The organism is Pseudoxanthomonas sp. Root65 (assembly GCF_001427635.1).
GTDB lineage: Bacteria > Pseudomonadota > Gammaproteobacteria > Xanthomonadales > Xanthomonadaceae > Pseudoxanthomonas_A.
The window spans coordinates 473,156-493,917 of sequence record NZ_LMHA01000002.1 but is presented as its reverse complement, the minus strand read 5'-3'; the positions used below and the strand labels follow the sequence as shown (position 1 = coordinate 493,917).

Genomic DNA, 20,762 nt, shown 5'->3' with positions numbered 1-20,762 from the left:
GCGACGTAAGTCGCGAAAGGCCGGCGGTAAAGCCTCATCGCGACTTACGTCGCTCCCACAGGCGGGACATGGCGCCCGATTACGCCAGCAGGCGCTCGCGCAAGGCGTCGTAGTTGGCGGGGATCGGGTCGGCGTGTGCGGGACGGGCCAGGAGATCGGCCAGCGCCGGCGGCACGTCGACCGCGTGCCCGACCAGCGGCTCCACCACGCTTTCGAACTTGGCCGGATGCGCGGTGGCCGCCACCGCCCAGTGGCCGCGCTCACCCTGGGCGCGCAGGTCTTCCAGCACCTTCATGGCGGTCGCCGTGTGCGGGCAATGCACTTCACCATGATCGTGGAAGCGGCGCGCGATGACCTCGCGGATGCTCGCGTCGTCCACGCGCATGGCGATGAATGCCGCACGCAGCGCTGCGTCGTCGTCCCGGTAGAACCAGCGCAGGCGCTCGAAGTTGCTGGGCGCGCCGACATCCATCGCGTTGGCCAGCGTCGCCACGCTCGCCGCCGGCGCGTAGTCGCCACCGGCGAAGAAGTCGGGCAGCACCGGGTTGGCGTTCGTCGCCAGCGCGATGCGACCCAGCGGCACGCCCAGCGCGCGCGCCAGGATCGCCGCCAGCGCGTTGCCGAGGTTGCCGGTCGGGACGACGAGGTTCAGCACCTCGCCGGTCGCCGCGCGATGCACCAACGCCGCATGCGCGTAGTAGCTCATCTGCGGCAGCAGCCGCCCCAGGCTGATGCTGTTGGCCGAACTCAGCGGCGCCTGCGCCTGCACGTCCGCGTCGTTGAGCGCGCGCTTCACCAGTGCCTGGCAGTCATCGAACGAGCCGGTTACGCGCAGCGCGGTGATGTTGTCGCCGAAGCAGCCCAACTGGTGCGCCTGCCGCGGCGACACGCGACCATCGGGATACAGCACCACAACGCGCAAGCCGGGCTGCCGATGGAAGGCCGCGGCCACGGCTGCGCCGGTATCGCCCGACGTCGCCACCAGGATGGTGAGCGGCTTCGCTTCGCTGCGGCGCAGGCGCGTCATCGCTCCGGCGAGGAAGCGCGCACCGAAATCCTTGAAGGCCGCGGTGGGGCCATGGAACAGCTCCAGTACATGGTCGCCAGGCGTGCCCAGCGGCCGCAGCGGCGCCGGGAAGTCGAACGCCTCGCGACAGATCGCCGCCAGTTCGCCTTCCAGCGCATCGCCGGCGAAGAACGGCGCCAGCAGGGTGGCCGCGGTGTCGGCGATGGCGCGCCCGGGGACCAGGTCGCGGGCCGGCGGAAGCACGTCGGGAACATACAGTCCGCCATCGGGCGCCAGTCCGGCGGCGATCGCCTGGCTGAGCGTGGCGGCGGGGGCGGCGTTGCGGGTCGAAATGAAGTTCATGATCTGCCGTAGGGAAGGCGCCCCGCACGACGCGGGACGGCCGGGTGGAAAACGTCAGTTGGCGGGCAGCAGTTCGGCGCCGGTCGCATTGATCGGCGACACCCAGGCCTGGCTGTCGAAACCGGCGGCCGCGAAGGCGGCCTGCACGGCGGGCGCCGCCGCCTCCGCCTCAGCACGCGATTCGAACCAGGCGAACACACTGGGGCCGGCACCGGAAATGCTGGCGCCCATCGCATCCCCGTCCAGCGCGGCCTGCTTGGCGGCGGCGAAACCGACGATCAGCGGCGCGCGACGCGGTTCGACCAGCACATCGCGCAGGCCTTCGCGCACCAGCGCGGCATCGCCGGCATGGCAGCCGGCCAGCACCAGCGCCAGGTTCGCGCTCTGCGCCACGAAATCCTTCAGTTCGTACGCGCCCTGCAACGCGGCGCGCGCACGTCGCGTCTCCAGGACCGCCTCCGGGTGCACCAACAGGCTATGCCAGTGTTCCGGCACCGGCACGCGCACCAGCCGGTCCGCGGTGGACAGCACCAGCCCGCCCAGCAGCATCGGGCCGAGGTTGTCGCCGTGCTTGCCGCCGCTGGCGACGGCTTCGCCGACCAGCGCATACGGATACAAGGCCGCGGGCGTCAGCGGCGCGTCCAGCAATGCATTGGCCGCGACCAGGGCCGCCACGCATGACGCGGCAGAACCGCCCATGCCGGAACCGAGCGGGATGCCCTTGTCGATCTCCACCTCGAACCCGAACGGCAGCGCCAGCGCCTCGCGCAATGCGATCAGCGCCGCACCCGCGGTGTTGCCCGGTGCGTCCAGCGGCAGGTCCACCGTGGCACCACGGATCGCCGCGATACGCACCTCCTGCGCATCGATGCGGCGCACGGTCACGGTGTCGCCGACGCCTTCGATCACATGGCCCAGGATGTCGAACCCCACGCCCACGTTGCCCACCGATGCCGGCGAGAACGCCGTCGCCTGCGTCCTCATGCGTCGAAACCCCTCATTTGCCGGGCGTCGTGGCGAACAGCGGGTAGACACGGATCGACACGGATCAAGGCAGATGAGAGCGCTGACGCGAAGGCAGCGAACCCGGGGGCACTTCGACGCGCCATCCTTGGCTGCACCGGTGCGTCTTTCGCACCGGTCGCACTTCTTCCATCTGCCTCTATCCGCGTTGATCCGTGTCGCAAAACGCTTCCCTCCACGTTCACAGCTTCGCTCCCTGCCCCGCCGCCACCCGCAGCACATCGGCGAACACGCCGGCGGCGGTCACTTCCGGGCCTGCGCCCGGACCCTGCACGATCAGCGGATTGTCGCAGTAACGACGCGTGGTGAACTGCACGATGTTGTCGGTCAGGCGAAGATTGCCGAACGCATGCGCCGCCGGCAGTTCGACCAGTCCCACGCTCGCGCGGCCTTCCGCATCCAGTCGTGCGACGTAGCGCAACACCTTGCCGGCCGCGCGTGCTTCCGCAAGCCGTGCGTCGAAGTCCGCATCCACTTCCGTGAGGCGCGCCATGAAGTCGTCGACGCTGGCCTGTCGCAACGTCTCCGGCACCAGGCTCTCCACCTGCACGTCTTCCAGCGCCAGCTCACGGCCCGCCTCGCGTGCCAGGATCACCAGCTTGCGCGCCACGTCGGTGCCGGACAGGTCGTCGCGCGGATCGGGTTCGGTGTAACCCAGGCCGCGCGCCTCGGTGACCAGCTGCGAGAACGGCACGCTGCCGTCGAAGCGGTTGAACAGCCACGCCAGCGTGCCGGAGAAGATGCCCTCCACCGACAGCACCGCGTCGCCGGTATCCAGCAGGTCGCGCAACGTGGAGATCACCGGCAGGCCGGCGCCGACCGTGGCTTCGTAACGGAACCGCGCGCCGCTGGCCGAAGCCGCCTCGCGGATCGCGTGGTAGCGCGGCAACGGACCGGCACCGGCCTGCTTGTTCGGGGTGATCACGTGGATGCCGGCCGCGAGCCATTCGGCGTAACGGTCGGCCACGACAGGGCTGGCGCTGCAGTCCACGATCACTGCATGCGGCATGTGCGCCGACAGCAGATGCTGGGTGAAGCGGTCCAGGTCGGCCGGCTGCGGGCTGGCGTCGAAGCGCGCGCGCCAGTCGGCGCCGATGCTGCGCTCGTCCAGCAGCATGCGCTTGCTGGAGGCGATGGCACGCAGGCGCAGGTCGACGTTGGCCTTGCCCAGCAGCTGCGGCTGTGCGGCGCGCAGCTGTTCGATCAGCGCCGCACCGACGTTGCCCGGCCCGATCACCCCCACCGCGAACGTCTGCGGCGACAGCCAGAACCCGGCATGCGCGGCGCGCAGTGCCTTGGTCGCATCGGCACTGTCGATGGCCACGGAGATGTTGCGTTCGGACGAGCCCTGCGCGATCGCCAGGATGTTGACCTGGGCGCGGCCTAGCGCACCGAACAGGCGCGCCGATACGCCCGGCGTGCCGGCCATGCCGTCACCGACCGCCGCCAGCACGCTGACGTCGTCGCGACGCTGCACGCGCTGGATCTGGCGGGTGTCGAGTTCATGCGCGAAGGCATCCAGCAGCGCCGCCTGTCCCTTGGCGGCCTCGCTGGCCCTGACCACGCAGCAGATCGAATGCTCCGACGATCCTTGGGAGATCATCACCACCGACACATGCGCGTTGCGCAGGGCGGCGAACACGCGTTCGGCCGTGCCCGGCACGCCGATCAGGCCGGTGCCTTCCAGGTTGAGCAACGCCAGGTCGGCGCTCAGCGTCAGGCCTTTCACGGGCCCCACGGCGTCGCGCTCGGCGGTGATGCGCGTGCCAGGATGCTCGGGATGGAAGGTGTTGCGGATGATGATGGGCAGGCCGCGCTCCATGGCCGGGGACATGGTCTGCGGATGCACGACCTTGGCGCCGAAGTAGGCCAGCTCGCAAGCCTCGTCGTAGCTCAGCGCGCCGAGCTGCACCGCCTCCGGGACCACCCGCGGGTCCGCCGACAGCACGCCGTCCACGTCGGTCCAGATATGCAGTTCGGCGGCGTCGTACAGCGCGGCGAAGATCGCCCCGGAGTAATCGCTGCCGTTGCGGCCCAGGGTGGTGAAGCGGCCCTCGCGATCGCGCGCGACGAAGCCGGTGACCACCACGCGGCGCTGCGGGTGCGTGGCCTGCCACGCCGCCAGCCGTTGCGCGCTGGTCTCCCAGTCGACCACCACGCCGAGTTCGCCATGATCGACACGCAGCACCTCGCGCGCGTCCAGCACGGCACACTCTTCGCCCTGCAACGACAGGTACTCGCCCAGCAGGCGCGCCGAACACACTTCGCCCAGTCCCTGCACGCGCTGCAGGACCAGTTCCGGCAGCCCGCCGATGACGATCAGCGCGTTGAGGATCTCTTCCAGTCGCTTGAAACGCTCGTCCACCCATTCGATCACCGGCCCCGACGCCTCGCCCAGCAGCGCCACGGCCGCGCCGCGATGGCGGGCGCGCAGGGCGTGCCAGCTCTCATGCCACTCGGGGCGGTTGGTCGCAGCCAGTTCGCACAGTTCGATCAGTGCATCGGTGACGCCCTTCATCGCCGACACCACGGTGACCTGCACGTCCTCGTCGCGCGCCAGCAGCAGCTGCGCCACGTGGCGGTAGCGTTCGGCATCGGCAACGGAGGTGCCGCCGAACTTGTGGACGACGGTGCGCGGTTTGGGTTGTTCGACTTCGGCGTTGCGGGACGACATGGGTCAGGAACCTCGGGTAGGAGGCCCGGCACGGCATCAGGAAGTGGGGTGGCCCTGCATCCTGATCCGGGTGCGGGGCCGTGGTCTGCGGTTTACGCGAACACAACCAGCCGCACCCGACGAGTCAGGGTGGTAATGGTGGTGGTAATGACGTTGCGTCCTTCGCCGGCACGCGCCAACGCCGGCGACAAGGCCGGCAGGGGAAGCGTTGCGTGCGGGAAAGGGGAGCGCATGGCGGAAGAAAAACACGCCACCCCGGGGGGCTGTCAAGCGCTGCGTCGCAACAAAGCCAATGATGTCAGTTGGATGCATCTGAAACCAATGCCGCACGCTACAGGGCGCGCGTCATGAAGACGCTGTTCGGGTCTTCCACGTAGTCGCCGAACGGCGCGCAGGCGACGAAACCGGCGCGCGCGTAGAGCGCGCGTGCCGGCGCGAAGTAGTCCATCGACCCGGTCTCGAGGCTGAGCCGCGCGTAGCCGCGTCGGCGCGCCTCGGCCAGCACATGGTCGAGCATCCGTGCCGCCACGCCACGACGCAGACAGGTCTGCGCCGTGCGCATCGACTTCACCTCGCCATGCCGCGCATCCAACTGGCGCAGCGCGCCGCAGCCCGCGAGCACGTCGTCCTCCCAGATCGTCCAGAAGCTGATGTCGGGCCGCCGCAATGCGTCCACGTCCAGCGCGTGCACGCTTTCCGGCGGTGACGTGCGATGCATCCAGTCCAGATGCTCCTGCAGCAGCGCCACGACGGCAGGATGGCGGAGGTCGTCGAGGCGGATGTCCATGCGAGCGTGACGGCGTGGGAATGGGGTGACCGCCACAGTGCCATGCGGGCCGTCGCCTGGGTACCGCCGCCGCGAAGTGCATCGTGCGCGCGAGCACTTCGTGCGAGAATCGCGGCCGATGGCCCCGTAGCTCAGCTGGATAGAGCGGTCCCCTCCTAAGGGACAGGTCGTGCGTTCGAATCGCGCCGGGGTCACCATCCTTTCTTGCAGACCGGTGCAACGGCACCGCACCGACCCACTCGGCGAATCGCCGAATGCCACCACCGTGAGTCGGCGAACCGAACAAACCCCGGCAGCGGATCAACGGCCGCGCGCGCAAGCGCCTGTTGCACAAGAACCTCTGGAAAAACACGGAGTTACGCGAGGCCGACGCACGTCGCTCTGGTAGAATCGTGCCCCCTGCGACGCCGCGGTTTGCGCCGGCGTCCTCCGCAATTCGATCCCCTGGAGCTTCCATGTCTGCTGACCTCCTCAAGGCCCTCGGCCTCGCCACCACCAACTCGGGTACCTATCTGGGCAGCGGCGAGTGGTCCACCACCACCGATGCCGGCCTGCTGCAGTCGATCAACCCGACCACCAACGAGGTGATCGCCGAAGTCCATGCCAGCAGCCAGGCGGATTACGAGAAGGTCGTCGCCCGTGCGCAGGCCGCGTTCAAGGTCTGGCGCACCACTCCCGCCCCGCGTCGCGGCGAAGCGATCCGCCTGTGCGGCGACGCGCTGCGCAAGCACAAGGATGCGCTGGGCTCGCTGGTCGCGCTGGAAATGGGCAAGAGCAAGCCGGAAGGCGACGGCGAAGTGCAGGAGATGATCGACATCGCCGACTTCGCCGTGGGCCAGAGCCGCATGCTCTACGGCTACACCATGCACTCCGAGCGCCCGGGCCACCGCATGTACGAGCAGTACCAGCCGCTGGGCCTGGTCGGCATCATCAGCGCGTTCAACTTCCCGGTCGCGGTGTGGGCATGGAATTCGTTCCTGGCCGGCATCTGCGGCGACATCTGCATCTGGAAGCCGTCCAACAAGACGCCGCTCACCGCCATCGCCAGCATGAAGATCTGCAACGAGGCGCTGAAGGAAGGCGGCTTCCCGGACATCTTCTTCCTCATCAACGACGCCGGCGTCGAGCTGGCGCAGCAGTTCGTCGACGACAAACGCATCCCGCTGATCAGCTTCACCGGCTCCACCCAGGTCGGCCGCACCGTCGGCGAGCGCGTCGCGCGCCGGATGGGCCGCAGCCTGCTGGAGCTGGGCGGCAATAACGCCATCATCCTGGACGAAACCGCCGACCTGAAGCTGGCCATCCCCGGCATCGTGTTCGGCGCCGTCGGCACCGCCGGCCAGCGCTGCACCACCACGCGCCGCCTGATCGTGCACGAATCCATCTACGACACCGTGCTGGCCACGCTGATCAAGGCGTACAAGCAGGTGGAAGGCAAGATCGGCGACCCGACCGACCCGGCCAACCTGATGGGCCCGCTCAACAGCCAGGGCGCCGTGCAGCAGTTCCTCGACTCGATCGCCAAGGCCAAGGCCAGCGGCGGCACCGTCGAGACCGGCGGCACCGCGATCGACCGTCAGGGCAACTTCGTGCTGCCGGCCATCGTCACCGGCCTGAAGAACTCGGATGAAGTGGTCCAGCACGAGACCTTCGCGCCGATCCTGTACGTCATGAAGTACAAGACCCTCGACGAAGCCATCGACATGCAGAACGCAGTGCCGCAGGGTCTGTCGTCGTCGATCTTCACCCAGAACCTGAAGGCGGCCGAGCAGTTCCTCTCGGCGGCGGGCAGCGACTGCGGCATCGCCAACGTCAACATCGGCACCAGCGGCGCCGAGATCGGCGGTGCGTTCGGTGGCGAGAAGGAAACCGGCGGCGGTCGCGAGTCGGGCTCGGACGCATGGAAGGTCTACATGCGCCGGCAGACCAACACCATCAACTACTCCGACTCGCTGCCGCTGGCCCAGGGCATCAAGTTCGACCTCTGATCCGCAACGCCGCCGGCATGCCTGCATGCCGGCTGCCCCGGACGGGCCCGCATCTGGGATAATCGCGCCACCTCTCCGGGTGGCGCGTTTTTTTTGCCCGCCCGATCCCGCGCCATCGCCTCCCTGACCCCTGCACGGAGCCCCTGATGAACCAAGCCCGCACCACCAGCAGCCTCGCCATCGCCAGCCTCGTCTCCGGCATCCTCGGCTGGACGCTGATGCCCGTCATCGGCACGATCGTGGCCATCATCACCGGCCACATGGCGCGCGCGGAGATCCGCCGCAGCGCAGGCACGCTGGAGGGAGACGGTCTGGCCATCGGCGGACTGGTACTGGGCTGGATCTCGGCGCTGCTGTGGATCATCGGCATCGCGGTGATCTTCCTGTTCCTGGGCGGCATGGCCTGGCTGGCGACGTTGAACTGACCCGCGCGCGTCCATGTATTCGTTAGCCCGCCCCTTCCTCTTCGGCCTCGACGCCGAGACCGCCCATGGCATGGGCCTGAAGGCGCTCGACCTGGCCTATCGCACCGGCACCACGCCGCTGGTGGCGCGCCCCATCACACCGATGCCCACCAAGGTCATGGGCCTGACGTTCCCCAATCCGGTGGGCCTGGCCGCCGGCATGGACAAGAACGGCGCGCACATCGATGCGCTGTTCGCGCTGGGCTTCGGCTTCGTCGAGATCGGCACGGTCACGCCCAGGCCGCAGCCCGGCAACCCGAAGCCGCGCATGTTCCGGCTGCCGCAGCACCAGGCCGTCATCAACCGCCTGGGCTTCAACAACGACGGTGTCGACGCGCTGATCCGCAACGTCGAGCGCGCACGCCGCGACCGCGGCCTGCTGGGCATCAACATCGGCAAGAACAAGGACACGGCCAACGAGCGCGCCGCGTCGGACTACCTGTACTGCCTGGAGCGCGTGTATCCGCTGGCGGACTACATCACCGTCAACATTTCCTCGCCCAACACCGCCGGCCTGCGCGAACTGCAGGAAGAACAGGCGCTGCGCCAGCTGATCGGCACCCTGCGCGAGGCGCAGGAAGACCTGGCCGCGCAGCACGGCAAGCGCGTGCCGATGCTGGTGAAGATCGCGCCCGACCTGTCCGACAGCGACATCGATGCGGTGGCCCGCGTGCTGGGCGACATGCAGGTGGATGGCGTCATCGCCACCAACACCACCGTCTCGCGGATCAGCGTGCAGGACCATCCCCACGCGCGCGAGACCGGCGGCCTGTCCGGCGCGCCGCTGATGGGCCAGGCCACGCTGGTGCTGCGCCGCCTGCGCACGCGCCTGCCGCACAGCATTCCGCTGATCGGCGTGGGCGGCATCCTGTCCGGCGCCGACGCGGTGGCGAAGATGTCGGCCGGCGCCTCGCTGGTGCAGTGCTACACCGGCCTGGTCTACCGCGGCCCCGAGCTGGTCCGCGAATGCGTGGAAGCCATCCGCCGCCGCCGCGAAGCGCGCAGCGGCGGCCCGGTAGCCCCGGAATGACCACGGGTTACCGCGTCACGGCGAACGCCTCGTTGCGCGAGCGCACTACCTTCGGCGTGCCGGCGCGGGCGCCGTGGCTGGTCGAGGTGGACGATGCCGCCGCGCTGGAGGAGGTCCTCGCCCTCCTGCCGCAGGTGGCCGATGGCGACACGCTGGTGATCGGCGGTGGCAGCAACCTGCTGTTCGCCGGCGATGCGCCGGGCGCGGTCATCGCGATGGCCACGCAGGCCCTGCGCGTGCTGTCGGATGATGGCGGACATGCCCTGGTGCGCGCGGACGCCGGCGTCGCCTGGCATCCGCTGGTGATGTGGACGCTGGAACAGGGCCTGTGCGGCCTGGAAAACCTCGCGCTGATTCCCGGCACCGCCGGCGCATCGCCGATCCAGAACATCGGCGCCTACGGCACCGAAGTGGGCGAGTTCATCCACGTGGTCGAAGCCTTCGACCGCCATGCCGGCACGCGCCTGCGGCTGGACCGCGATGCCTGCGCCTTCGCCTACCGCGACAGCGTGTTCAAGCGCGACGCCGACCGTTACCTGGTGACGGCCGTGGAATTCCTGCTGCCGCGCACGCCTACCCTGCGGCTGGATTACGCCGGCATCCGCGATGAGCTGGGCGCGATGGGCATCGCCGCGCCGACGGCACGCGACGTGGCCGAGGCGGTGATCCGCATCCGTCAGCGCAAGCTGCCCGACCCGGCCGTGGTCGGCAACGCGGGCAGCTTCTTCAAGAATCCGATCGTCTCGCAGGCCCAGGCCGATGCGCTGCTGGTGGACTACCCCACCCTGCCGGTCTTCCGCGGCGACGCCGTCCACAATCGCAAGCTGTCGGCGGCGTGGATGATCGAGGCCTGCGGCTGGAAAGGACACCGCGACGGCGATGCCGGTGTGTCCGCCGCGCACGCGCTGGTGCTGGTCAACCATGGGCTGGCGACCGGCGCGCAGCTGCTGGAGCTGGCCAGGAAGATCGCCGCCTCGGTGCAGGCACGCTTCGGCGTCGCCATCGAGCCGGAACCGAAACTCATCGGGGCGACCTGGTAGTCCTGGATGATGCCCACCGGCGCCCCTGACACCGCCCCCTCCCCCGTTCACGGGAGAGGGTTGGGGTGGGGGCAGACCGGAGCCCGTCTCCTGTTGTCTGCACGACCGAATCGAACGCCGCGCCTTGTCGTGCCGGCGATGATCGGCAGCATGCTCGATTTTCGCGGTGGCGCTCGCCCCCATCCCAGCCTTCCCCCGCAGGCGGGGGAAGGGGCAGATCCGGAACACTGATGCCGAACCTTCCCACCCACTATCGCGCTGCGGTGCTGATGCTGGGCAGCACCGTGCTGTTCGCGCTGATGGTGGTGGCGATCCGCCTGGCGTCGGCGACGCTGCACACGTTCGAGATCGCCTTCTTCCGCAACTTCTTCGGGCTGCTGGCGGCGGCGCCGCTGATCCTGCGCCATGGTCCGGGCTTCCTGAAGACCACGCAGTTCCCGCGCTACCTGTTCCGCTGCGTCATCGGCATCTGCTCGATGCTGGCCGGCTTCTGGGCCATCGGCCACCTGCCGCTGGCGCAGGCGGTGTCGCTGTCGTACTCCACGCCGCTGTTCGTCACCCTCGCCGCCGCCGCGATGCTCAACGAACAGGTACGCGCGCGCCGCTGGACGGCCGTGGCGCTGGGTTTCGTGGGCGTGCTGATCATCGTGCGACCGGGCACGGCGCAGTTCACCGTCGACGCGATGATCGCGGTGCTGGCGGCGGTGATGAGCGCGCTGGTGGCGATCCAGATCAAGCAGCTCTCCAACACCGAACCGGCCGACCGCATCGTCATCTACACCACGCTGCTGTGGGTGCCGATGTCGCTGGTGCCGGCGCTGGCGGTGTGGGAATGGCCGCAGGGCATCACCTGGGTGTGGGTGATCGCGTCCGGCGTGCTGGGCACCGGCGGGCACATGCTGTGGACCCGGGCGTTGAAGCTGGGCGAAGTGTCGGCGCTGACGCCGATCAGCTTCATGCAGCTGCCCGTGGTGGCCGTCTTCGGCTGGCTGCTGTTCGACGAGACGCTGGACCGGTGGATGCTGCTCGGGGCCGGCATCATCTTCGGCGCCAACGCCTACATCGCCCATCGCGAGGCGGTGCTGTCGCGGCGGTCGGCGTCGGACGCGCCGAGCGCGGGCGCCAAACCGGGCGAGTGATCGCCGCCCGGGCTCAACCGTCGCGGGTCTGCTTGCCCGGCCGCTTGCCTTCGCGGTAGCGCTTGGCGAACTCGGCGTCGGCATCCTCCAGCGTCTTCGGGTCCGCGGCGAGCAACGGCGCGATGTACTGGCGGTACAGCGGCTCCGCCTCGGCCGGCCGGCCCAGTTCGCGATAGGTGTCGATCAGGTTCCATGCGGCGGTGCGCGTCTCGACGTGGGTTTCGCCCAGTGCCGCGCGGCGCAGGTCGAACAGGCGCTGGAACTCGGCCAGCGCCTCCGGCACGCGGCCCAGCATCCGCAGCGCTTCGGCGCGGATCACCATCGTGGCCTGCGCCTGCGGATGTTTCGCGCCGAGTGTCTTCAGGGCCAGCGGTTGCACGTCGCCCAGCAAGCGCAGCGATGCTTCCGCCTGCCCTGCGTTGAGCAGCGTGCCGGCGTGGTTGACCAGGATGGACAGCGTGTCCGGATGGCCCGGGCCGAGCACGCGGGTGCGCGCGGTGATGACCTGCTCTTCCAGCGGCAGCGCGGCCGCGTAGTTGTCCTGCCGGGCGTGGGCGGTGGCCAGGTTCAGGCGCGTGCGGATGGTCTGCGGGTGGTCGCGGCCCAGCACGCGCTCGCGCGCGGCCAGCACGTCCTGCAGCAGGGGCAGCGCCTGCGCCACCGACGCCGCATCGGCGCCGTCGATCATCATCGTCGCCAGCGTGCTGCGCGCCTGCAGCGTGACCGGATGCTCGCTGCCCAGCTTGCGCACGTAGCGGTCGGTCAGGTCGCGTTGCAGGCTGATCGCCGAGGCCTTCTCGCGGTTCATGATGCGCAGCACCGCCAGGTTGCCCATCGCCGACAGCGTTTCCTCGTGGTCGGGGCCGAGCGTGGCGGTGCGCCGGGCGACGACCTGCTCCATGTTCGCGCGCGCCTCGGGCAGTTCGCCGAGATTGCGCTGCACGGCGGCCAGGTCGTTGATGGCTTCCAGCGTGGCCGGATCGTCCTTGCCGGCGCTGGTCAGCAGGCGTGCCTGCACGGCCTGCACCATGCCCTTCGCGCGCGGCCGGTCGCCGCGCGCCGAGATCACCTGCGCCTGCGCCAGTTCCAGCTTCACCCGCACGCGGTCGTTGTCCGGCAGCGCGAACGCGCGCGGCAACGCCTTCTGCAACACGGCCTCGGCCTGGTCCAGGTGCGCGCCTTCGAGCAGCGCCTGCACCTGGTCGTTCCTCGCGCGCAAGGTCGCCTGCGCGCCGTCGCCGAGCACGCGGCCGCGGTAGTCGGCGACCTGGGCGAAATGCGCGGCCGCCTTGTCGTACAGGCCGATGGCGGCATATACGTGGCCGACCGATTCGCGCAGGCTGGCGGCGACATCGGGCTGGTCGGCGAAGTCGCGCGCGATCGCCTCCTCGGCGTTCGCCAGCAACTGCCGGTCGACCAGGTCGCGGGCCAGGTCGCCGGTACTGGTCTTGGCCAGGGTGGCGCCGAAGGCATCGGCCGCCGACGGATCGACGCTGCCGACCTGGCGCACCAGGCCTTCCGACAGGCCCACGCCCATGGTCTCGATGTCGATGCCCTCCAGCATCGACTGCTGGAACGCCGCCACCTTCTCCAGTTCCGCACTGCGCGCCTCGGCGACGCTGCGCTGCGCGCGTGCCTGCTGCAGGCCGTACAGCGACAGGCCCAGCCCGCCCAGCAACGCCAGCAGGGCAACGCCGGCGGCGATGGCGCCGGCGCGATGGCGCCGCACGAACTTGCGCCACGCATAGGCGCGGCCCGGCGGTGCCGCGGTCACCACGCGATCATCCAGATAGCGCTGCAGGTCGTCGGCCAGGGCGGCGACGGACCCGTAGCGGGCATCGCGGTCGTGCTGCATGGCCTTCAGCACGATCCAGTCCAGGTCGCCCCGCAGCCGGTCGCGCATGCGCGCCAGCGACAGCCCGCGCTCCTGCGCCATCTGCCGTGCCTGCTCCGCCGGCAGCGCGGCCAGGCGCGACGACGGCGCGACCGCGGTCGGCGTCTCGGCGGCCCAGGTTTCGCCCACCGCGTCGGGGCGCACGCCGCTCACCAGTTCGCACAGCACCACGCCGAGCGAATAGACATCGCTGCGGGTGTCCACCTGGGTGGCGTCGCCCTGCGCCTGCTCGGGGCTCATGTACTCGGGCGTGCCGGCCCGCTCCAGCGCGGCGTCGCCGGCCAGCGACGCCGCCATGGCGATGCCGAAGTCGATGATCTTGGGCGCCGGACGGCCGTCGAGCGTGTCGACCAGCAGGTTGCCGGGCTTGAGGTCGCGATGCACCACGCCCTTGTGGTGCGCGTGCTGCACGCCTTCGCAGACGCGGATGAACAACGCCACGCGCGCGTCCAGCGGCAGGCGCTGCTCGCGGCAGTAGCGGGTGATGGGGCTGCCGTCGATCAGCTCCATCGCGAAGAACGGATAGCCTTCTTCGGTGGTGCCGGCGTCGTAGATCTGGGCGATCGCCGGGTGGCGCATCTGCGCCAGCACCTGCCGCTCCACCTCGAACCAGGCCAGGTGGCGCGCCTGCAGGCGCTGCGCGCGCATCAGCTTGAGCGCCACCTCGCGGCGCACCGGTTCCAGCTGCGCGGCACGGTAGACCTCGCCCATGCCGCCGCGGCCCAGCAGGCCCTCGATGCGGTAACGCCCCAGCCGGGCACCGGGCGCAAGCGTGCCGTCCGCCGCCGTGGGCGCGTCCTGCAGGCGCGTGGCCAGGCTCTCGGTGGGTGCGAGGTCGTCGTAAGGTTGCGATGTCATGCCACTGTCCCCGTGCGCCCGGCCATGGTAGCGGAAGCGTGAGTTGACCGAGCGATCCGTTACACTCGGGCCCGCACCTGCCAGTCGCCTTCGCATGTCACGGGATTCCCACGACCCACCGACCACGCAACGGACCGTCCTGAGCGACGGCCCGCGGCCGGCCTCGCACCGGTCCGCGTGCGTGGTAGTGATCCATGGCGAAGGCCTGGGCCGGCGCGCCGACATCGACAGCGCCCGCGTGCGCGTGGGCCGTTCGCAGGAAGCCGACCTGCATATCCCGCACAACAGCGTCTCGCGCCTGCATTGCGAGATCTGGCGCGACGGCGACAGCTACCGCGTGCGCGACCTGGGCGCCACCAACGCCACCCGCGTCAACGATGCGCCGGTCGGCGAAGCCGCGCTCGTCGATGGCGACCACATCACGCTCGGCGAGTGCATCCTGAAGTTCATCAGCCACAGCAGCGTGGAAGCGCACTACCACGAGGAGATCTACCAGCTCGCCACCCACGATGCGCTGACCGAGATGTACAACCGGCGGCATTTCATCGAAACGGTGGAGAAGGAGATCGCCCGCGCCATGCGGCACCAGCGCGAACTGACCATGTGCATCATCGACGTGGACCTGTTCAAGCCGATCAACGACCGCTACGGCCACATTTCCGGCGACCACGTGCTGAAGCAGATCGCCGCACTGGTGCGCCGGCACGTGCGCAACGACGATGCGGCCGCGCGGATCGGCGGCGAGGAGTTCGCCGTGCTGCTGCCCGAGTGCGGGCCGGCGGCCGCCTACGGCTTCGCCGAGCGCCTGCGCGAAGCGGTGGAAGCGGTGGTGTTCCGGCCCGGCGGCGAAGCGCAGCACATCACGGTGAGCATCGGCATTGCCGCGTTGACGCCCGAGCGCGACACGGTCAGCCGCATGATGGCCGCCGCCGACGCGGCGCTGTACCGCGCCAAGAGCGAAGGCCGCAACCGGGTGTGCATCGAGCACTGAGCCCGGGCGGCGGATTCACCCGACGATGCGCTCCACCCCGTAGCCGGCGCTGCGCCAGGCATCGATGCCGCCCCGCAGCGGCAGCACGTCGGCGAAACCCGCCTCGCGCAGCCGCGCCGCCATCCACGCGGCCGACACTTCATCGGGGCACGCGCAGTAGATGACGACCTTGCCGTCGCGCGGGTACGTCGCCAGGATGCCGCCCAGTTCGGCTTCATCGGCGAACACGGCGCCGGGAATCACGTAGGGATCCAGGTCGCGGAAGCCCGGTGCGCGGATGTCGAACAGCACCGGCGACCGTCCGGCCTGCAGCAGGCCCTCCAGTTCCGCCGGTTCGATCCGCGCCGATTCCAGCGAGGCGAGCAACGTGCGCCGCCGCCACCAGCGCCAGCCCACGTAGGCCGCCAGCACGATCGCGATCACCCCGCCCGCACCGGTACCGAGCTGCGACAGCGTGTCGAGGACGGTTTCCACCTGCCTCGAAAACACCACGCCCAGGCCCAGGCCCACCATGGCCCACAACGCCGCTCCCAGTCCGTCGTAGCGGAGGAACGACGGCAGGCGCGCCTGCATGGCGCCGGCCAGCGGCACCGACACCATCGACAGGCCGGGAATGAACTTCGCCACCGACAGCACGCGGATGCCGAACCGGCCATAGAAGCGCTCCGTGCGCTTCATGCAGGTGTCGCGCGAGAGCGACAGCCGGCACAGCGACTGCATCGTGCGATTGCCGTAGCGGCGGCCGGCGTAGAACCACACGCTGTCGCCGATCAGACTGGCGGCCACAGACACCGCCAGCACGCCGAGCAGCGGCAGCCACATCGTCTCCGGCTGCATGGCCAGCCCGGCACCGACCAGGATCAGCGTGGGCATCGCCGGCACCGGCAGGCCCAGCGACAACGCCAGCACGTTGGCGAAGACGATCAGCACACCGTATTGGTCCACCACGTCCTGCATCGCGATCCCTGCCAGTGGGTACCGCACGGGGCGGCCAGCCGGCATGTTCGATCCTCCACTGGGCATCCGCAAGGCGCCGATCCGCAACGATCCGTTGCCCACCCCCGATCGCGCACGCGAGTACCAGAATCGCGCAAGGCTGCTGCAACGCAGGATCCTCGCGTTTACCTGCAACGCAGCGGGCGGCCAGGAAGGGGGGTATCGCGGCCAACACAGGGGCGCCGGCAGCCAAAGCCGCCGCCATCACGCCCGCTTAATGCCGCGGCCGCGCCGACACCCCACCATCCGCCCCTGTACGGTCGCCGCCCCCACGCGTGCCGCACGCCAAGGCAGTCCATCCCGTTGAACGTCCCGCCTGACTCTCGCCGGAGGATCCGATCATGGTTGCACCCGTACGACCCACCCGCCTGCCGCTCGCCCTCGCCGCTGCGGCACTCACGCTTGTCATCGCCGCACCGCTGAAGGCCGAAGAAGGCGACTACAGTTTCTGGCAGACGCTGGTGAACCTGGTCTCGCCGCCGAAGGCCGACAACAAGGTCACCGCTGCGCAGCGCACCGGCAGTTACCCGCTGCTGTCGAATCCGTCCGGCTTCAGCGACGGCTTCCAGCCCGGTCGCTACGACGCGTGGCAGACCATCCAGTTGGCGCCTTCGACCGGCGCGGTGTGCGGCGACGGCTCGCCGTTCAAGTTCTTCGTCAATCGCGTGGCCGATACGCGCAACACCATCATCTACATGGAAGGCGGTGGCGCCTGCTGGGACTACGCCAGCTGCAGCGGCCAGAGCGGCATCCGCGGCGCGCGCAATCCCAACGGCATTCCCGACGACTACATGAGCCTGCTGAACCCGGGCGCCAGCCTGGTCAGTCCGTTCGTCACCCGCGTCAGCCCGTTCGAGTCGGTCAAGACCCAGGGCTGGAACATGGTCTACGTTCCCTACTGCACCGGCGACATCTACAGCGGCGACAAGGTCGCGGTGTACAACGACCCGAGCGGCCAGAACGCGCCGCTTGTCTGGCACCACAACGGCACGCGCAACGTGCGCGCGGTGGTGAGCTGGCTGAAGGACAACCTGCCGCGGCCCACGCAGATGCTGTCCACCGGCTGCAGCGCCGGCGGCGCCGGCAGCCTGACCAGTTACCACCCGCTGCGGCGCGACCTGGCGCCCACGCGCAGCTTCCTGATCGACGACTCCGGCCCGATCTTCCCCACGCCGAAGAACGGCAACCCGGTCGACTATCCATCGCAGCCGCTGATGGCGCTGATCCGCAGCGCCTGGGGCCTGGACCAGCCGAACGGTCCGCTGCCCTATCTCGCCAGCGGCCTGCCGCAGTTCGACCTCAACGAACTCGGCAGCCTGTACCCCGCGCTGTCCAGCAAGTACGCCGGCGACCGCCTGGGCCACACGCACTTCTGGAAGGACCTCAACTATTCCTCGTACTCGTACGAGCGCTTCTACCCCGACATCGCCAACGCACCGGACCAGGCGACCAAGGAAGCCCGCATCCATGCCCGCTGGAACACCGACACCGCGCGCCTGCGCGACCGCCTGAACGGCTTGAACAATGTCGGCGGTTACTTCCCGCAGTACCGCGCGCTCAACGAGAGCCACTGCACCACCATCGTCGACTTCAAGAACGCCGACGTGCAGGCGCAGAACCTGGAGCTGAAGCACTTCATCGACAGCGTGCTCGATGGCCAGGGCAAGGTCCTAGACGCCAGCGAGCAGGACGACCGGGCCGACAAGGCCAAGCCGTTCAACCTGCTGTACTGGCTGGTGGACCAGCTGCTGGGGTGATGTCCGGGTCCGGGACCGTCGTGCTTCGACGGTCCCGGCACACAGGGGTTCTGCATGAAGAAGTTGCTGACGCTGCTGGTGCCCTGCCTGGTTCTCGTCGCCGCCATCGTCTGGTGGAAGCGCGACGACCCCGGCAGGCCGGTCGCGCCGCCATCATCGGTTGAAGTCGCGGACACCGTGTCGTCGCCCCAGCCGTCCCTGCAGGCCACGCCACAGGCGCAGGAGCACCTCGAGCGCCAGCGCTTCGAGGCCGATGCGAAAGATTTCTTCGCGCGTTCCGCGTCGTTGCGCGCAGTGGAACGCAGCGAACGCGCCGATGCGCTGACGCAGCAGATCGACAAGTACGAAGCAGCGGGCGGCCTGTCTGCGGGCGAAGCCGTGCTGCTGCGGACCGCGCTGGTCAAGGCGACCGTGGATGACCCCGCGCGGCAGGCGGAGGAAGTCGCGGCCATTGCCGACCGCTATCGCGCGCATGCCGACCAGCGCATGGCCGCCTTCGCCGCACAGCAGCGCAACGATCCCCGCTTCCAGGCCTACAAGGCACGCGAAGCGCAGGTGGTGGCGGAAGTGATGGCCGCCACATCGATCCCCGCCGGTCTCACCCGCGACCAGTACCTGCGCCAACGGCTGCAGGAAGAGCGCGAGCGGGCGTACGCGCCGTGAGGGCACGAAGCATCATGAGAAAGATGTGGGAGCGACGTAAGTCGCGATAGACCACCTGTAGCGCCTCATCGCGACTTACGTCGCTCCCACAGGAATCCTAGCCCTTCACCTGCCACGGCCGTTCCCGGATGCGGTACAGCACCAGGTACACGCCCGAGACCCACGCGATGCCTGCGGCAAAGCCTCCCAGGATGTCGGACGGGTAATGCACGCCCAGGTAGACGCGCGACGCGCCGACCGTCAACGCGAACGCCGCGGCCAGCGCCACCGCCAGCCAGCGCCAGCGCGTGTGCCAGCACAGCAGCACCACCACCATCGCCAGCGTCGCCGAGCCCATCGCGTGGCCGCTGGGAAAGCTGAAGGTATGCTCGGGCGCGATGGATTCCCACAACGTGGGCCGGTCGCGCTGGAAGAACTGCTTGGTCGCCATGTTCAACAGCGCCGAGCCGGCGAACGACACGCCGGCGAAGGTGGCCTCGCGCCAGCGCCCTGCGATCAGCAGGCCCACCGTCAGGGCGATGTCGACCGGCACCACGCCCCACTGATAGCCGATCGCGGACACGACGATGAAGAACCGGTCCAGCGCCGGCCCGGCCATGGCGTGGGCCTGCCAGAGCAGTGCATCGTCGAAGTAGAAATCCTCAAGCTCGTGGACTTCGTCCGCCAGTTCGACGAACAGCCACAGCGGCGCCAGCAGGCACAGGAACAGCAGGACGAAGCGTCCGCCATGTTTGCGCAACAGGCCGGCGATGAAGCGCCGGCCGTTCGCCAGCGTGTCAACCGGCAGCACGCGCGTACTTGGCCTCGACGTAGTCGTCGATCAGCGCTACGAACTCGTGCGCGATGTTTTCGCCGCGCAGGGTGACTTTCTTCTCGCCGTCGACGAACACCGGCGCCGCTGGTGCTTCGCCCGTGCCCGGCAGCGAGATGCCGATGTTGGCGTGGCGCGATTCGCCGGGGCCGTTGACCACGCAGCCCATCACCGCCAGCGTCATGTTCTCCGCGCCGGGATGGGTGACCTTCCACTCGGGCATCTTGCCGCGCACGTGTTCCTGCACCACCTTGGCCAGTTCCTGGAAGAACTCGGACGTGGTGCGGCCACAACCCGGGCACGCGGTGACCATCGGCGTGAACGCGCGCAGGCCGGTGGTCTGCAGCAGTTCCTGCGCGACGATGACCTCCTGCGTGCGCGACTGGCCGGGTTCCGGCGTCAGCGAGATGCGGATGGTGTCGCCGATGCCTTCCTGCAGCAGCACCGCCAGCGCGGCGCTCGACGCCACGATGCCCTTGCTGCCGATGCCGGCCTCGGTCAGGCCCAGGTGCAGGGCGAAGTCGGTGCGGCTGGCCATGTCGCGGTAGACCGCGATCAGTTCCTGCACGCCGCTGACCTTGGCCGACAGCACGATGCGGTCGCGTGGCAGTCCGAGTTCGACGGCACGCTCGCCCGAATCCACCGCCGAACGGATCAGCGCCTCGCGCAGCACACGGCCGGCGTCCCACGGGACCTCGCGCGTGTGGTTCTCGTCCATCAGCTGCGCGGCCAGCGCCTGGTCCAGCGAGCCCCAGTTGGCGCCGATGCGCACCGGCTTGCCGTAACGGATGGCGAACTCGATCAGCTGGGCGAACTGGGTGTCGCGCTTCTTGCCGAAGCCGACGTTGCCCGGGTTGATGCGGTACTTGGCCAACGCCTCGGCACAGGCCGGTTCGCCGGCCAGCAACTGGTGGCCGTTGTAGTGGAAGTCGCCGATCAGCGGCACCGACACGCCCATCATCTCCAGCTTGTCGCGGATGCGCGGGATGGCGGCCGCGGACTCGGGATTGTTGACGGTCAGGCGGACCATTTCCGAGCCGGCGCGCCAGAGTTCGGCCACCTGCTTGACGCTGCCGGCGATGTCGGCGGTGTCGGTGTTGGTCATCGACTGCACCACCACCGGACGGCCACCGCCGACGATGGTGTTGCCGATCTGGACGGCCTGGGTGATGCGGCGCGGCCAGGGCGCGGCGTCGGTGGGGGGCGTGGGGCGGGTGACGGCGTCGTGCATGCCGGCATTGTAGCGTGGGACGTCGGGCCGGCCGGTCCCTCCCGGCC

The 20,762-nt window shown here is 69.4% G+C and carries 16 protein-coding genes and 1 tRNA gene; 9 read left to right on the top strand and 8 right to left on the bottom strand.

The features are described from left to right. Window positions 1-79 precede the first annotated feature (79 nt). The 4 genes from thrC to ASD77_RS12825 all read right to left on the bottom strand — a co-directional run bounded on the left by thrC (window position 80) and on the right by ASD77_RS12825 (window position 5,853). Complete coding sequence (thrC, locus tag ASD77_RS12840; protein WP_055942292.1) at window positions 80-1,369, bottom strand: threonine synthase; 1,290 nt, start codon at window positions 1,367-1,369, stop codon at window positions 80-82. 54 nt (window positions 1,370-1,423) lie between these two features. Then, complete coding sequence (locus ASD77_RS12835; protein WP_055942291.1) at window positions 1,424-2,353, bottom strand: homoserine kinase; 930 nt, start codon at window positions 2,351-2,353, stop codon at window positions 1,424-1,426. 220 nt (window positions 2,354-2,573) lie between these two features. Continuing rightward, window positions 2,574-5,066 carry a bifunctional aspartate kinase/homoserine dehydrogenase I gene (gene thrA / locus ASD77_RS12830; RefSeq protein ID WP_055942288.1) on the bottom strand — a complete coding sequence of 831 codons (2,493 nt, stop codon included), beginning with the start codon at window positions 5,064-5,066 and terminating at the stop codon, window positions 2,574-2,576. Window positions 5,067-5,397: 331 nt separating this feature from the next. Continuing rightward, a complete protein-coding gene (locus tag ASD77_RS12825; RefSeq protein WP_055942285.1) occupies window positions 5,398-5,853 on the bottom strand; it encodes a GNAT family N-acetyltransferase in 456 nt (151 codons plus the stop codon). 120 nt (window positions 5,854-5,973) lie between these two features. Here ASD77_RS12825 and ASD77_RS12820 point away from each other — a divergent pair. The 6 genes from ASD77_RS12820 to ASD77_RS12795 all read left to right on the top strand — a co-directional run bounded on the left by ASD77_RS12820 (window position 5,974) and on the right by ASD77_RS12795 (window position 11,514). Beyond that, window positions 5,974-6,050, top strand: a tRNA-Arg gene (locus ASD77_RS12820). A 258-nt stretch (window positions 6,051-6,308) separates the two neighbouring features. After that, entirely contained in the window at window positions 6,309-7,841 is a 1,533-nt protein-coding gene (locus ASD77_RS12815) for an aldehyde dehydrogenase family protein (protein ID WP_055942282.1), read from the top strand. 146 nt (window positions 7,842-7,987) lie between these two features. Next, on the top strand, window positions 7,988-8,266 hold the full coding sequence (locus tag ASD77_RS12810; protein ID WP_055942280.1) for a DUF4190 domain-containing protein: 279 nt from the start codon (window positions 7,988-7,990) through the stop codon (window positions 8,264-8,266). 13 nt (window positions 8,267-8,279) lie between these two features. After that, a complete protein-coding gene (locus tag ASD77_RS12805) occupies window positions 8,280-9,335 on the top strand; it encodes a quinone-dependent dihydroorotate dehydrogenase (RefSeq protein ID WP_055942277.1) in 1,056 nt (351 codons plus the stop codon). Next, window positions 9,332-10,375 (top strand): UDP-N-acetylmuramate dehydrogenase, encoded by a 1,044-nt coding sequence (gene murB, locus ASD77_RS12800; protein WP_055942274.1) that lies wholly within the window; start codon window positions 9,332-9,334, stop codon window positions 10,373-10,375. The genes ASD77_RS12805 and murB overlap by 4 nt, the downstream gene beginning before the upstream one ends. Before the next feature lie 230 nt (window positions 10,376-10,605). Then, on the top strand, window positions 10,606-11,514 hold the full coding sequence (locus ASD77_RS12795; RefSeq protein ID WP_055942271.1) for a DMT family transporter: 909 nt from the start codon (window positions 10,606-10,608) through the stop codon (window positions 11,512-11,514). A gap of 13 nt (window positions 11,515-11,527) precedes the next feature. Here the strand turns inward: ASD77_RS12795 and ASD77_RS12790 are convergent, their stop codons facing one another. Beyond that, a complete protein-coding gene (locus ASD77_RS12790) occupies window positions 11,528-14,266 on the bottom strand; it encodes a tetratricopeptide repeat protein (RefSeq protein WP_055942268.1) in 2,739 nt (912 codons plus the stop codon). A gap of 181 nt (window positions 14,267-14,447) precedes the next feature. Between ASD77_RS12790 and ASD77_RS18155 the strand changes: the two genes are divergently transcribed. Continuing rightward, entirely contained in the window at window positions 14,448-15,257 is an 810-nt protein-coding gene (locus tag ASD77_RS18155) for a GGDEF domain-containing protein (protein WP_162247631.1), read from the top strand. A gap of 15 nt (window positions 15,258-15,272) precedes the next feature. Here the strand turns inward: ASD77_RS18155 and ASD77_RS12780 are convergent, their stop codons facing one another. Then, window positions 15,273-16,214, bottom strand: a complete 942-nt coding sequence (locus tag ASD77_RS12780) for a DedA family protein/thiosulfate sulfurtransferase GlpE (RefSeq protein WP_055942264.1) — start codon at window positions 16,212-16,214, stop codon at window positions 15,273-15,275. A gap of 380 nt (window positions 16,215-16,594) precedes the next feature. Here ASD77_RS12780 and ASD77_RS12775 point away from each other — a divergent pair, with 380 nt between their 5' ends. Continuing rightward, window positions 16,595-18,010: a pectin acetylesterase-family hydrolase gene (locus ASD77_RS12775; RefSeq protein ID WP_055942261.1), complete on the top strand. Its 1,416-nt coding sequence runs from the start codon at window positions 16,595-16,597 to the stop codon at window positions 18,008-18,010. Window positions 18,011-18,064: 54 nt separating this feature from the next. Then, complete coding sequence (locus ASD77_RS12770) at window positions 18,065-18,673, top strand: hypothetical protein (RefSeq protein ID WP_055942259.1); 609 nt, start codon at window positions 18,065-18,067, stop codon at window positions 18,671-18,673. Between the two features lie 97 nt (window positions 18,674-18,770). On the opposite strand, the gene ASD77_RS12765 is transcribed toward ASD77_RS12770, so the two are convergent. Then, a complete protein-coding gene (locus tag ASD77_RS12765; RefSeq protein WP_055943430.1) occupies window positions 18,771-19,445 on the bottom strand; it encodes a phosphatase PAP2 family protein in 675 nt (224 codons plus the stop codon). Window positions 19,446-19,449: 4 nt separating this feature from the next. After that, a complete protein-coding gene (gene ispG, locus ASD77_RS12760; RefSeq protein WP_055942256.1) occupies window positions 19,450-20,715 on the bottom strand; it encodes a flavodoxin-dependent (E)-4-hydroxy-3-methylbut-2-enyl-diphosphate synthase in 1,266 nt (421 codons plus the stop codon). Between the last annotated feature and the right edge of the window lie 47 nt (window positions 20,716-20,762).